The following is an 11,790-nucleotide window of genomic DNA, read 5'->3' as shown; positions in this document are numbered from 1 at the left end:
CTTGTGACCATGCCCCATCTGCGTATCGCCACGGTCAATGTCAACGGAATCCGAGCGGCGGCTCGCAACGGGATGAGCTCCTGGTTGGACGATGCCGGCGTCGACATCCTCACGCTCCAGGAGGTCCGCGGGCAGGACGAGCACCTCGAGGCCGCACTCCCCGGCTGGTCTTTCGTGCACGACGAGGCCACAGCGAAGGGGCGGGCCGGCGTCGCCATCGCCAGCCGCACTCCCGCGCTGGCCTCCCGCACCGATTTCGGCCCCGACGACTTCGACTCCAAGGGTCGCTGGATCGAAGCCGACTTCCTGATCGGCGATCGCCCGCTCACCGTCGTGAGCGCCTACGTGCACTCCGGCGAGGCCGACACCCCGAAGCAGGACGAGAAGTGGAAGTTCCTCGACGCGTTCGGGACGCGCCTGGGCGAGCTCGGCTCCGACGGCACCCTCGCGCTCGTCACAGGCGACCTGAACGTCGGGCACCGTGAGCTCGACATCAAGAACTGGCGAGGCAACCGCAAGAAGGCCGGTTTCCTCCCCCGCGAGCGCGCCTACTTCGACCGCTTCCTCGGCGAGGCGGGCGCAGAGGTCTCGGGGGTCGACGGCACCGTGGGCACCGGCCTCGGCTGGATCGACGTCGGCCGAAAGTTCCACGGCGAGGTCGACGGCCCGTACACCTGGTGGTCGATGCGAGGACAGGCGTTCGACAACGACTCCGGGTGGCGCATCGACTATCACCTCGCGACGCCCGCACTCGCCGAACGCGTCGAGAGCTATCACGTCGCGCGCGCCGCGGCCTACGACCAGCGCTGGAGCGACCACGCGCCCGTCGTCGTCGACTACCGCTACTGATCCGCGACGGGCACGCCACCCGACGTCGTGACGTCCGGCCCGGTGAGGTCCGCATAGCGATACCACCCGCGGTACTCCAGAACCGTCCCGAGAACGGGGCTCGTCGCGCGCATGTCGATGGTGCGTCGACGGCGGGCCTCGTCCCAGCCGTCGACGAGCTCCACCTCGATGCGCAGGATGCCGCGGAGCGGGATCCGATACCGCCCCAGCCGCAGTGCGACGGCGCGAGTGCTCATGCGCAGCGCACCCTCGTCGGTCACCGAGCAGTGCTCGAGCATCTGCACCCGCCCTCGCGCGCCCAAGGCGTTCTGGACGATGCCGGGGTGACCGGTCGCGAAGAGTCGATCCGTCACGTGCTGCGTCGCGCCGGGGAAGCGGAACTCGCGGACGGTGTCGAGCGTCGCCCGCCCCGAGCGCGATCGGCCTGACACGGTATCGATCCGGAACGGCACGTCACGCGCGAACCGCGTCACCAGCAGGCCGGGACCGATGACAGGGGCGGCGAGACCGGCGACGCGTCCGAACCGGCTCCCGGCGACCGCGAACACGCCCTCGGCGCTGTCGCGGGTCGCCTCGACGCTCATCTGCGCGAGGATCTCGGGATGCAGCCGCTGCGCCTGCTCCCCCAGGGCTTCGAGGAAGGCCGCTCCACGCGCGGTCACTCTCGAGCCTCCTCACGGTACGGCTTCACGGTCTCCGGGGCGGGGCCGTCGACGAACTCGCACGTGAACGCGCCCCGATAGCCGAACAGGAACCCGAAGACGTCGTTGTGGATCTCGAGGTCGATCAGGTAGCACTCCTGCTCGTCGTCATAGCGCTCGACGAGCCGCGCCCGTCCGCTGAAGACCATCGGGAAGCGGAAGGCCGCACGCCCCTCGTAGAAGCGCTGTGCCCCCGAGGTGAGCAGGAGCCCGCCGTCATCGGTGACGGCGAGGTCGAGGTCGACCGCGAGGTGCTGGTGGGTGCCGAGGTAGTCGACCACTCGCCGCCGGGCCTCGCTGTAGATCATGGTCGCGTCGAAGCGGCGGCGGCGACCGGGGCGCACGTCCATGGTCCGCACGAAGGTCACGGTCTCACGGCCGAAGTCGTCGACGTAGGCGTGGTTGTCGATCCGGAACGGCACGTCCTGTCCCCGCTCGGGGAAGAGGATATTCCGGAAGGTCCCGATGAGGAGGAACGGCAGCGTCCACCACGGGCCCCGGCGCACCTCGGTCATCACTCCGCGCCCGATGCAGCCGTAGCCGGCGTCGACGCCGACCCCGAACCGGCGCTGGAGCTGCGGGTGGAGCCGCGCGAAATCGGCTCCCAACGCGCGCTCGAAGATCCCGGCGCCTGTGGTCATACGAGCTCCTCCAGAGATTCCGGTGCGTCCTCCATGATCGTGCGTCCGGTGCGTCGCGGAGGCCGGGAGAGGCAGTTTCGTGCGCGAGGTCGGTGACCTCGGCGCAACGATCGCCATCCGCTGGTCTCCTCGGGCGTGATCCCCTGCTCGGCCCAGAGCCGCAGGCGATCGAAGCTCCGCGCCGTGAGCCACCAGACGAAGCGCCGCGTGATCAGCGGATCCAGCACGCGCCCGAGCCAGCCCCAGCCCGGGACGTAGTCGTACCCGGTGAGGAATCGCACGCCGTCATCCGTCGGCACGTAGCGCCAGTACCCACGCCCGACTCCGAGCGGGGAGAGCGCGTCGTCCGTGTCGAAGAGGAGCGCGGAGGTCCGCTCGCCCGTGCGGCTCTGCTTCGTGGCGAGCGAGACGCCGGTTCCGCGGATCGTGTGCACCCGCAGATCGAGTTCGTAGCGGAAGTCCTGTGCGCCGTCCGCCCGGGTGCGCTGCGGCACGATGTCGCTGAAGCGCGCGTCCCAGCGCACGTGCGAGGACGGGTCCTGGGTCAGCGCCCACACCTCGTCCAGGGGCGCGCGGATGAGGATCTCGACGTAGAGGGCCCGATCCCCTCGCGACCGTGGGAGAGGAGAAGCGGAAGCCATGCGCCCATCGTAGGGGCACAGCACGCACCCCATAGGATTGATCCCGTGACGAGACCTCGCCTTTACTCCGGAATGCAGCCCTCCGCCGACTCCCTCCAGATCGGCAACTACATCGGCGCGCTGCTCCAGTGGCGGGAGCTGCAGAGTTCCTACGACGCCTATTTCTCCGTCGTCGATCTGCACGCGATCACCGTCGCCCAAGACCCGGCAGAGCTGCGTGAGAAGACGCGTCGTACGGCAGCGCAGTACATCGCCGCCGGTATCGAGCCCTCGCTGTCGACGCTGTACGTGCAGTCGCATGTGCGCGCTCACGCCGAGCTCGCGTGGATCCTCAGCACCATCACCGGCTTCGGCGAAGCCGGTCGGATGACGCAGTTCAAGGACAAGTCCTCGCGCTACGGTGCGGACTCGACCAGTGTCGGCCTGTTCACCTACCCGGTGCTCATGGCCGCAGACATCCTGCTCTACCAGACCGATGTGGTGCCGGTGGGCGATGACCAGAAGCAGCACGTCGAGCTCACGCGCGATCTCGCCGAGCGTTTCAACTCACGATTCGGTGAAACCTTCACGGTGCCGATGCCCGTCATCCAGAAGGAGACCGCGCGCATCTACGACCTGCAGAACCCGACGTCGAAGATGTCGAAGTCTGCCGAGAGCGACGCCGGCGTGCTGTGGATGCTCGACGATCCGGCGAAGTCGGCGAAGAAGGTCATGCGCGCGGTGACCGACAACGAGGGCTCCGTGCGGTTCGACCGCGAGAGCAAGCCCGGCGTCTCGAACCTGCTCACGATCTATGCGGCGCTCACGGGACGCCAGGTCGCCGCGATCGAGGACGAGTACGCGGGACGCGGTTACGGCGATTTCAAGAAGGGCCTGGCCGAGGTCGTCGTCAACGAGTTCGAGCCGGTGCGCGCCCGCGCCCTCGAGCTGCTCGACGATCCCGCCGAGCTCGATCGCATCCTGGCCGAGAACGCCGCCCGCGCCGATGCCGTCGCCGACGCGACGCTTTCGGACGTGTACGACCGGGTGGGTCTGCTTCGGCGCGTCTGACGCTCGCCTTAGGATGGGGGCGTGACTGATCCGCAGCTGCCTCCCCCGTCCGGTGCCGTGCCCTCCGAATCGCAGGTGCCGCCCGAGACGTCGGTCCCGTCGGTGCCGGCAGCGCCTGCAGGTGCGGTCCCACCTCCTCCGGCCTTCCCCGCGCCGCCCGCGTTCTCCGTCCCGCCGGCCTATCCGGTTCCGCCGACGTACCCGGTTCCGCCGGCGTACCCGGCAGGTCAGGCCGCACCTCCTGCCCCCGGTCACCCTGCGTATGCGGCAACGCCCGGCTCTCTCCCGTCCGCTCCTGCTCCCGGATACCCTGCTGCCCCTCCCGGGGCGTACCAGGTGCCCGTCGGCGGCTACGCCGCACCTGCGGGCGCGTACGCCGTGCCGGAGACCACGCCCCGTCGGTCCGGGCTGATGGGGATGCTCGCGCTGATCTCCGCACTCGTCGCCGCGATCGTGATGCCCATCGTCGCGGGCATCAACGCCTTCGCGATCGGCCGCGTCATCCCGCCGAGCATGACGACGTACAGCGATGATCTGCGCATCTTCGCCCCGGTACGCGATCAGGTGCTCTGGACGGAGCTCTCCTTCTGGGCGGGCACGATCCTCGGCATCGCGGCGATCGTGCTCGGTATCATCGCGATCCGCAAGAAGCAGGGCCGCGGGGCCGGTATCGCGGCGCTCGTCGTGGCCGTTCTCGGCGCGGTGATCTTCTCGATCGTCCTGGTCATCGCGCTGGGCGCGGGAAGCGCCACCGGCGTCGCCGGCTACACCGCCTGATCGGTCGTCAGCGGTCGGGCGTCGCCGCCCGGCTCACCTCGGTGCGTGGTGCTTCTGCTGCGCTGCGAGAAGGCCTTCGCCCACCAGCAGCTCGACCGCATCGGCGGCATCCGCGATGAGGATCGGCAGGTTCGGCCGCTCCTCCTTGCCGAACGGGGCGAGCACCCAGTCCGCGGGATCCTGGCGCCCGACGGGACGGCCGATGCCCACCCGCACGCGCGGGAAGTCGGCAGTGCCCAGGGCACGTGCGACATCGCGCACGCCGTTGTGTCCGCCGTGACCGCCCCCGGTCTTGAGCTTGACCGTGTCGAACGGGATGTCGAGCTCATCGTGCACCACGATCACCTGATCGGCAGGGACCGAGTAGAACCGGGCCAGAGCCGCCACGGGCGTGCCGGAGACGTTCATGAAGGTGTTCGGCTTGGCCAGCACCACCTTGTCCGCCCCGGGGCGCAACCACGTCTCGACGACGCGCGCTCCCCCCTTGTGCTCGCGGAACGCCTCGCTGCGTCGCGAGGCCAGCTCGTCGACCACCATCTGGCCGATGTTGTGCCGTGTGGCCTCATAACGGGGGCCGGGGTTGCCGAGCCCGACCACGAGCCAGGTCGATGCCATGTCCTCGTCCTCTCACTGCCCGGGGTGCAGAGCCTCGGTCAGGATACGACAGAGGGGACGCGATCGGATCGCGTCCCCTCTGTGATGAATCAGTCGGAGATCACTCCGCGGCGGCCTCTTCTGCTGCCTCGGTCGCCGCGGCGGTCTCGCCCTCGGCGTCATCTTCGGTGGGTGCAGCCGGGACGGAGATCGCGACGACGAGCACCTCGGGGTCGGAGAGCAGCGTGGAGCCCTTGGGGAGCTTCACGTCGGCGCCGGTGATGTGCGCGCCCTCTTCCAGGCCCTCGACCGAGACCTCGATGTTCTGGGGGATGTGGGTGGCCTCGGCCTCGATCGACAGCGTGGTCGCGTCGAGGTTGACGATGGTGCCCGCAGCGGACTCGCCCGTGACGACGATCGGGACGTCGATGGCGACCTTCTCGCCCTTCTTCACGACGAGCAGGTCGATGTGCTCGATGATCTGGTGCACCGGGTCGCGCTGGACGTCCTTGACGAGGGCGAGCTGGCCCTTGCCCTCGATGTCGAGCTCGAGAAGAGCGTTGGCGCGACGGATGATGAGCGAGACCTGGTGGCCCGGCAGCGCGACGTGCACCGGCTCGGTGCCGTGGCCGTAGATGACGGCGGGGATCTTGCCGGCGGCGCGGAGGCGGCGGGCGAAGCCCTTGCCGAAGCTCTCGCGGAGCTCGGCCTGGACCTTGGTGTCTTCAGACATGGGGTTCTCCTTCGGGGCACGCAGCGAAGGCGCCGCGCGGTGGTCTTGGAATTTTCGAACTCGCTGACGCAGGAGGAAAGCCACCGGGCTTGCTTCGCCGCGTCGATAACGGATGTTCGCGCACGCGCAGAAGCATCCCTCGCCGAGGTACAGCCTCAATGGTACCGGATGACCCGATAGGCTGAGGACACCGGTCCTTTTTCTGCAGAACACGGAGAACCCCCATGCTCGACGGCGCCTTCCTCTCGCACGCACTCCTCTGGCTGATCGGCGCCATGACCGTGTGCGCTGCCGTCACGTCGTTCATCGCGCTGTTCGCGATGGGCCGCTCGGGCTACCGCAAGGACTGACCTCCGCCGGACTCAGCGCGGCAGCCGTGCCGCCGCGGCGATGACGGCGGATGCGGTCCGCACGTCCGCCGACTCGTCCACCCTGATGCCGTGCTCATCGGCTTCGAGGGACTCGAGCGTCTGGAGCTGCGAGTCCAGGAGCGCCGCCGGCATGAAGTGATCGGCCCGCAGACGCATCCGCTCCTCGAGCACGGCCCGACCGATCGCGAGTTCCGCGAAGAAGGTCTCCGGCGCCTCGGCTCTGATGACCTCGCGATAGGCACGTCGGAGCGCTGAGCACGCGACGACGATCCGCTCCTCTGCCTGGAGCGTCTCGCCCACGAGGCGAAGCCAGGGCTGCCGATCCGCGTCGTCCAAGGGGATTCCCGCCGCCATCTTGCGGACGTTCGCTGCCGGATGCAGGTCGTCGCCGTCGATGAACCGCGCACCGAGAGCATCGGCGAGGAACGCCCCCACCGTCGACTTACCCGAACCGCTCGGGCCCATCACGACGATGCGCACACTCATGCCTCCCGGCCGAAGTCGATGAGCACCTTGCAGGAGCTCGCGGGGTCGGCGGCCCGTGCGAAGGCATCGAGCGCATCGTCCACCGGCAGCACGTGGCTGATGATACCGCGCACGTCGAGGCTGCCGTCGGCGAGGGCGGCGATGACCTCGTCGAACTCCGCCCCGAAGCGGAAGGATCCGCGCAGCGTGAGCTCACGGGTGATGGCCGTGGCCATCGGCGCCGGCACCTCTCCCCCGCGCTGGAGCCCCAGCATCACCACCGTGCCCCCGCGGGCGGCGGCGGAGACGGCGGCCGAGAGTCCGGGGACGGTGCCGCTCGATTCGATCACGACGTCGGCGTGCAGGTCGGAGATCTCGCTCTCAGCCCGTGCATCGAGCGACCGGATGCCGCGCGCTTCGGCGATGTCGCGCGGCTGCTGCTGAAGGTCGGTGACGGTCACGGAGGAGGCCCCTGCGCGCTGCGCCACTGCGGCGACGAGTTGGCCGATGGGTCCGGCACCGATCACGACGACCCGCAGACCGCGCACATCACCCGCACGCTGCACACCGTGCCAGGCGACGGCTGCGGGCTCGGCGAGCGCCGCCGTCTGCAGGTCGAGACCGGCGGGAAGCGCGTGCAGCATGCGTGCGGGCAGGGCGACGCGGCGCGCGAAGGCCCCCTGGGTGTGCGGCAGGTGCATCGCCGAGCCGAGATACGTCGACGCCGGCGCGAGGTTGGGATGCGCCGCCGGCCAGGGGGTGCGTCCGTCACCGTGCGCGGTGAGCGGATGGACGGCCACGGGAGTGCCGACCGCAGGCCCCGTGCCGTCGGCCGCGGCGACGCAGACGACGCCGGACACCTCGTGTCCGAGGATCATCGGCTCACGCAGCACCGAGGCACCGGCGGCTCCATGTCGCCAGTAGTGGAGGTCTGATCCGCAGATGCCGCCGTAAGCGATGTCCACGACGGCTTCATCCGGTCGGGGCGCCGGGGCGCCGATGTCTTCGATCCGCAGATCCTCGGCGGCATGCGCCACCACGGCGAGGTTGTTCACCGCGCTCCTTCCTCGGTCACACGAATGCCGTGACCAGCTCGATTCCCGCGACCCTGACGGTCACGGTCTGCCCGGGCTCCACGGGCGCCTGGGAGTGCGGAGCGCCGGTCATGACGACGTCTCCCGGTCCGAGCGGAGACCACGCGGCCACGTAGGCGAGGCATTCCCGGATCGACATGGGCAGCTGCCTGCTTCCCGTCTCGGCGACCAGGCGTCCGTCCACCTCCACCTCGAGGCTCACGTCGTCGATCCCGACCTCGGTGTCGATCCAGGGGCCGAGCGGGGTGTAGCCCTCCCCCGACTTCGATTCGAAGTTGCGGGGGTCGAACGCCGCTCGATCCGGGCTCGAGAGGTCGTTCACCGCCGTGACGCCGAGCACGTACTCGTGCGCGTTGTGCACGGTCAGCCCCGGAGTCGGGCGCCCGATCACGACGGCGATCTCGCCCTCGGCGACCTGGGCACCGGCGTCGCGGCGCATCACGACCTCGGCACCGCTGCCGATCACCGTCCGCGGACTCTTGAGCCACGCCTGCACCGGCGACACGTGCTCCGGCCCGTTCTGGGCGATGCCGACGATCACCACGGGGTCCACCGGCGCGATCATCGCCCCGTCGACGGCGTCTCCTTCAGCGCTCGGCAGGCGCCCCTCGGCGAAGGCGACGAAGGGATCGGACAGCGGGATCAGCCCGTCCGCCGTCTCGCGCACCCAGCGGGGGCCGTCGGCGGTGTCGATGCGCCCGAGACGCATCAGACCACCGCCGTCATGCCGCCGTCGACGAACAGCGTCTGCCCGTTGACGAAGTCGCTCGCGCCACTGGCGAGGAACAGCAGGGCACCGACGAGGTCCTGGGTGTCTCCCCAGCGGCCGGCGGGCGTGCGTCCGCGCACCCACTGCGAGAACTGCTCGTCCGCGACGAGCGCCTTCGTGAGCTCGGTCGCGAAGTACCCGGGAGCGATCGCATTGGCCTGGATGCCGTGCGGGGCGAGATCGGCGCACAATCCCTTCGTGAACATCACGATGGCACCCTTGGTGGCCGAGTAGGCAGCGATCGAAGGACGCGCGAGCTGCGACTGCACGCTGCCGATCTGGATGATCTTGCCCGAGCCGCGTGCGATCATCCCGGCGGAGACCCGTCGCGACAGACGGAAGACGCTGGAGAGGTTGGTCTGCACGAGCGCATCCCAGTCCTCATCGGCGAACTCCGCGATCGGCGCTCGGCGCTGGACCCCGGCGTTGTTCACGAGGATGTCGGGGGTGCCGACCAGACGCTCGACCTCGGCCATGCCGGCATCCACCGCCGCGGCGTCGGTCACATCGAAGACGACGCTGTGCACGACGGCTCCCGTGGCGTGCGCGATCTCGTCGGCCGATGTCCGGGCCTTGACAGCGTCCCGTCCGTGCACGACGACGGTCGCGCCCGCTCCGGCGAGCCCCGCAGCGAGTGTCCTGCCGATCCCCTGGCTCGACCCCGTGACCAGCGCCGTGCGCCCCGTCAGATCGAAGGCGGCGAGTCCCGCCGGCAGCGCGGTCATCGGCCCACGGCCTTGATCGACACCGTGGTGGCGAACACGTCGTCGCCGGCCTCGGCCCTCGAGACCTTGATCGCGTCGTCGACGCGGGTGAGGTCGCGACGAAGGGTCTCAGGCGCGAGGAAGGTCGACGCGGTGGTGATGAGGGCGAGCACGGCCATGTAGATGGCCAGCAGCACCCAGTTGCCGTCGCTCACCGCGATCAGGTAGGCACCGAGGACACCGGCGAGACCGCCGGCGAGCACGGCCGAGATCTCGCGGGCCATCGCGACGCCCAGGTAGCGGTGACGGTTGCCGAAGAGCTCGGGGAGCATGGCGCACTGCGGTCCGAGCATGCTGTTCACGGCGACACCGATGCCGATCGCGATCACGCCGATCGCCACGGCGTAGTTTCCGAGCGACAGCAGCCACCACGCGGGGAAGGTGTAGACGAGCATGAACACCGCCCCGAAGCGGTACACCGTGCGACGACCGAAGCGGTCGGAGAGGTGGCCGGTGAACGGCACGGAGAACACGCCGATCAGCGATCCGAGGGTGACACCCCACGTGAGCAGGCTCTTGTCGGCGTTGTCGCCGATCACGGTGACGAAGAACGCGAGACCGAGTGTCTGGAACATGTAGGAGCCGCCGTTCTCGGCCATCCTCAGACCCACGCCGACGATCACACCGGGCAGCCCGTGCGTGAAGATCTCCTTGATCGGGCGGTCGGCGACCTGCTCGTGCTTCTCGAGCTCGATGAACGTCGGCGTCTCGCGCAGTCGCATCCGGATGAACAGCGCGAGCAGGATCAGCGCGAAGGAGGCGAGGAACGGCACGCGCCAGCCCCAGCTCAGCAGCTGGTCCTCGGGGAGCAGCGTGATCAGGCCGAAGACGACCGCGGCGAGCAGCGTTCCCGCCTGGATGCCGACGAACGGCAGGGCCGAGAAGAAGCCGCGACGCTTCACCGGCGCGTACTCGGCCATCAGCACGGTCGCGCCCGCCTGCTCGGCCCCGGCACCGAAGCCCTGCAGCAGACGCATCAGCACCAGCAGGATCGGCGCCCAGACACCGATCGCGGCGTAGGTGGGCAGCAGACCGATCGCGGTCGAGGCTCCGCCCATCAGCACGATCGTGGCGACCAGGACCCACTTGCGCCCGAGCTTGTCGCCGAGGACACCGAAGAACAGGCCGCCGAACGGACGAGCCAGGAACCCGACGCCGAAGGTCGCGAAGGCGGCGACCGTGGCCATGGCCGGGTCGTCCTGAGGGAAGAACAGCACGTTGAAGATCAGCGCGGTCGAGAGGCCGTAGAGCGCGAAGTCGAAGTACTCCAGCGCGCTGCCGATGCTCGACGCGAGTGTCGCGCGACGCAGGTTCGCCGCGTATTCCGGGTCATCGGACGCTGCTCGGACGGGGGTGCGGGGGTCGGTCACGGCCATCTCCTTCGATCGGCTTCGCCTGCGGCGTGACCCCGACTGTACCAGCCTGTTGGATTGCGTTCAACCCTTTGGACCGGAGTCGGGCGCACGAGAAGCATGGCCCTCCATAAGGGCTCCGCCGGTGCGCGGCGCGAGGGGTCAGCGCCGGACGGCGGCGCTGAAGGGGTTCGTCAGCGCCGCGGCGGCCTCGCGCAGTGCCTCACCCACGCGCTCGATGCGCTCGTAGTCGGCTTCGGCGGCGCGGATCGCCACACCCAGCGCGAGGGGCGGATCGGTCGGAGCCCAGCCCTCCAGCGGCACGGCCACGCCGACGATGCCACGGAAGGACTCCTCGGCGTCCAGCGCCCAGCCTCGGCGGCGGGCCGTGGCCAGCACTTCCAGAAGGCCGGACATGGTGGTCGCACTCCGCTCGGTGAGCTGAGGGAAGACGGCATCCTCGCCGAGGAGCTCGACCACCTCGGCGTCACTCATCGCCGCCAGGAGCGCGCGGCCCGTCGCCGACAGCGGGGCCGGGAGCCGCGAACCGAGCGGCGTGCCCAGCCGGAGCGACCGCGACCCCTCGTGCCTGGCGAGGTAGAGCGCATCGGTGCCGTCGAGCATCGCGACCTGGACGAGCTCGGAGGCGAGCTGCGGGGAGGCCTCGCACACGCTGTAGAACTCGCGCACCTGGTTGAACTGCGCCGCGAACGCTCCTCCGAGCTCCGCGGTGCGCACCCCAAGGCGGTAGCCCTGCGGGGTGCGGTCGACCATGCCACCGGCCTCGAGCGCCAGACAGAGGTTCGCCGTCGACGACTTCGCCAGCCCCAGGTCTCCCGCGAGCTCCGTGAGGGTACGCGGGCCACCGGCCTCGGCGAGGATGCCGAGCAGGCGGATGCTGCGAGTCACGGCCGGCGCGGGGTCGCGCCCTTCGCGGGTGTCGTCGTCCATGGCCGCGCCTTCCGCCTTCAGGGATTCCTGCAGGCGGT

At 69.8% G+C, this 11,790-nt stretch carries 15 protein-coding genes; 4 read left to right on the top strand and 11 right to left on the bottom strand.

The features are described from left to right. The first annotated feature begins 9 nt into the window (after positions 1-9). Positions 10-849 carry an exodeoxyribonuclease III gene (locus ASD13_RS15060; RefSeq protein ID WP_200942488.1) on the top strand — a complete coding sequence of 280 codons (840 nt, stop codon included), beginning with the start codon at positions 10-12 and terminating at the stop codon, positions 847-849. On the opposite strand, the gene ASD13_RS15055 is transcribed toward ASD13_RS15060, so the two are convergent. Genes ASD13_RS15055 through ASD13_RS15045 form a run of 3 tightly spaced genes read right to left on the bottom strand, consistent with a single transcriptional unit; the run spans position 843 to position 2,832 of the window. Continuing rightward, positions 843-1,511, bottom strand: a complete 669-nt coding sequence (locus ASD13_RS15055; RefSeq protein ID WP_055870847.1) for a DUF4166 domain-containing protein — start codon at positions 1,509-1,511, stop codon at positions 843-845. The genes ASD13_RS15060 and ASD13_RS15055 overlap by 7 nt on opposite strands. Further along, positions 1,508-2,191 carry a DUF4166 domain-containing protein gene (locus ASD13_RS15050; protein WP_055870844.1) on the bottom strand — a complete coding sequence of 228 codons (684 nt, stop codon included), beginning with the start codon at positions 2,189-2,191 and terminating at the stop codon, positions 1,508-1,510. Before ASD13_RS15050 ends, ASD13_RS15055 begins: the two co-directional genes overlap by 4 nt. Next, the gene (locus tag ASD13_RS15045; RefSeq protein WP_082531527.1) at positions 2,188-2,832 is read right to left on the bottom strand and encodes a hypothetical protein; all 645 of its coding nucleotides are present in this window, start codon (positions 2,830-2,832) and stop codon (positions 2,188-2,190) included. The genes ASD13_RS15050 and ASD13_RS15045 overlap by 4 nt, the downstream gene beginning before the upstream one ends. A 45-nt stretch (positions 2,833-2,877) precedes the next feature. Between ASD13_RS15045 and trpS the strand changes: the two genes are divergently transcribed. Together trpS and ASD13_RS17670 are read left to right on the top strand one after the other, a co-directional pair. Beyond that, the gene (trpS, locus tag ASD13_RS15040) at positions 2,878-3,882 is read left to right on the top strand and encodes a tryptophan--tRNA ligase (protein ID WP_081603831.1); all 1,005 of its coding nucleotides are present in this window, start codon (positions 2,878-2,880) and stop codon (positions 3,880-3,882) included. A gap of 21 nt (positions 3,883-3,903) precedes the next feature. Continuing rightward, on the top strand, positions 3,904-4,659 hold the full coding sequence (locus ASD13_RS17670; protein ID WP_235562627.1) for a hypothetical protein: 756 nt from the start codon (positions 3,904-3,906) through the stop codon (positions 4,657-4,659). Between the two features lie 33 nt (positions 4,660-4,692). Here the strand turns inward: ASD13_RS17670 and pth are convergent, their stop codons facing one another. Both pth and ASD13_RS15025 read right to left on the bottom strand, forming a co-directional pair. Beyond that, on the bottom strand, positions 4,693-5,274 hold the full coding sequence (pth, locus tag ASD13_RS15030) for an aminoacyl-tRNA hydrolase (protein WP_055870838.1): 582 nt from the start codon (positions 5,272-5,274) through the stop codon (positions 4,693-4,695). A 100-nt stretch (positions 5,275-5,374) separates the two neighbouring features. Beyond that, entirely contained in the window at positions 5,375-5,986 is a 612-nt protein-coding gene (locus ASD13_RS15025; protein WP_055870834.1) for a 50S ribosomal protein L25/general stress protein Ctc, read from the bottom strand. Between the two features lie 224 nt (positions 5,987-6,210). Between ASD13_RS15025 and ASD13_RS17755 the strand changes: the two genes are divergently transcribed. Then, a complete protein-coding gene (locus ASD13_RS17755; RefSeq protein WP_017828452.1) occupies positions 6,211-6,336 on the top strand; it encodes a hypothetical protein in 126 nt (41 codons plus the stop codon). A 12-nt stretch (positions 6,337-6,348) separates the two neighbouring features. Here ASD13_RS17755 and ASD13_RS15020 read toward each other — a convergent pair whose 3' ends face one another. The 6 genes from ASD13_RS15020 to ASD13_RS14995 all read right to left on the bottom strand — a co-directional run bounded on the left by ASD13_RS15020 (position 6,349) and on the right by ASD13_RS14995 (position 11,752). Next, positions 6,349-6,843: a gluconokinase gene (locus ASD13_RS15020; protein WP_055870832.1), complete on the bottom strand. Its 495-nt coding sequence runs from the start codon at positions 6,841-6,843 to the stop codon at positions 6,349-6,351. Next, positions 6,840-7,877, bottom strand: coding sequence for a zinc-binding dehydrogenase (locus ASD13_RS15015; protein WP_055870829.1), 1,038 nt, complete (start codon positions 7,875-7,877; stop codon positions 6,840-6,842). The genes ASD13_RS15020 and ASD13_RS15015 overlap by 4 nt, the downstream gene beginning before the upstream one ends. 16 nt (positions 7,878-7,893) lie before the next feature. Continuing rightward, positions 7,894-8,625, bottom strand: coding sequence for a fumarylacetoacetate hydrolase family protein (locus tag ASD13_RS15010; protein WP_055870826.1), 732 nt, complete (start codon positions 8,623-8,625; stop codon positions 7,894-7,896). Further along, positions 8,625-9,410 carry an SDR family oxidoreductase gene (locus tag ASD13_RS15005; RefSeq protein ID WP_055870824.1) on the bottom strand — a complete coding sequence of 262 codons (786 nt, stop codon included), beginning with the start codon at positions 9,408-9,410 and terminating at the stop codon, positions 8,625-8,627. Before ASD13_RS15005 ends, ASD13_RS15010 begins: the two co-directional genes overlap by 1 nt. Next, on the bottom strand, positions 9,407-10,825 hold the full coding sequence (locus ASD13_RS15000) for an MFS transporter (RefSeq protein ID WP_055870821.1): 1,419 nt from the start codon (positions 10,823-10,825) through the stop codon (positions 9,407-9,409). Before ASD13_RS15000 ends, ASD13_RS15005 begins: the two co-directional genes overlap by 4 nt. Positions 10,826-10,963: 138 nt before the next feature. After that, a complete protein-coding gene (locus ASD13_RS14995; protein ID WP_055870819.1) occupies positions 10,964-11,752 on the bottom strand; it encodes an IclR family transcriptional regulator in 789 nt (262 codons plus the stop codon). Between the last annotated feature and the right edge of the window lie 38 nt (positions 11,753-11,790).

It is taken from the genome of Microbacterium sp. Root1433D1, assembly GCF_001426835.1.
Lineage (GTDB): Bacteria > Actinomycetota > Actinomycetes > Actinomycetales > Microbacteriaceae > Microbacterium > Microbacterium maritypicum.
The sequence above is the reverse complement of the archived record's forward strand: the minus strand, read 5'-3'. Positions and strand labels throughout refer to the sequence as shown.

What these genes read in the sequence shown, in the direction of transcription:
- ASD13_RS15045 (WP_082531527.1), bottom strand. Translation starts at nt 2,832, where the DNA reads ATGGCTTCCGCTTCTCCTCTCCCACGGTCGCGAGGGGATCGGGCCCTC.
- ASD13_RS15050 (WP_055870844.1), bottom strand. Translation starts at nt 2,191, where the DNA reads ATGACCACAGGCGCCGGGATCTTCGAGCGCGCGTTGGGAGCCGATTTC.
- ASD13_RS14995 (WP_055870819.1), bottom strand. Translation starts at nt 11,752, where the DNA reads ATGGACGACGACACCCGCGAAGGGCGCGACCCCGCGCCGGCCGTGACT.
- ASD13_RS15005 (WP_055870824.1), bottom strand. Translation starts at nt 9,410, where the DNA reads ATGACCGCGCTGCCGGCGGGACTCGCCGCCTTCGATCTGACGGGGCGC.
- ASD13_RS15000 (WP_055870821.1), bottom strand. Translation starts at nt 10,825, where the DNA reads ATGGCCGTGACCGACCCCCGCACCCCCGTCCGAGCAGCGTCCGATGAC.
- ASD13_RS15060 (WP_200942488.1), top strand. Translation starts at nt 10, where the DNA reads ATGCCCCATCTGCGTATCGCCACGGTCAATGTCAACGGAATCCGAGCG.
- pth (WP_055870838.1), bottom strand. Translation starts at nt 5,274, where the DNA reads ATGGCATCGACCTGGCTCGTGGTCGGGCTCGGCAACCCCGGCCCCCGT.
- ASD13_RS17755 (WP_017828452.1), top strand. Translation starts at nt 6,211, where the DNA reads ATGCTCGACGGCGCCTTCCTCTCGCACGCACTCCTCTGGCTGATCGGC.
- ASD13_RS15020 (WP_055870832.1), bottom strand. Translation starts at nt 6,843, where the DNA reads ATGAGTGTGCGCATCGTCGTGATGGGCCCGAGCGGTTCGGGTAAGTCG.
- ASD13_RS15010 (WP_055870826.1), bottom strand. Translation starts at nt 8,625, where the DNA reads ATGCGTCTCGGGCGCATCGACACCGCCGACGGCCCCCGCTGGGTGCGC.
- ASD13_RS15025 (WP_055870834.1), bottom strand. Translation starts at nt 5,986, where the DNA reads ATGTCTGAAGACACCAAGGTCCAGGCCGAGCTCCGCGAGAGCTTCGGC.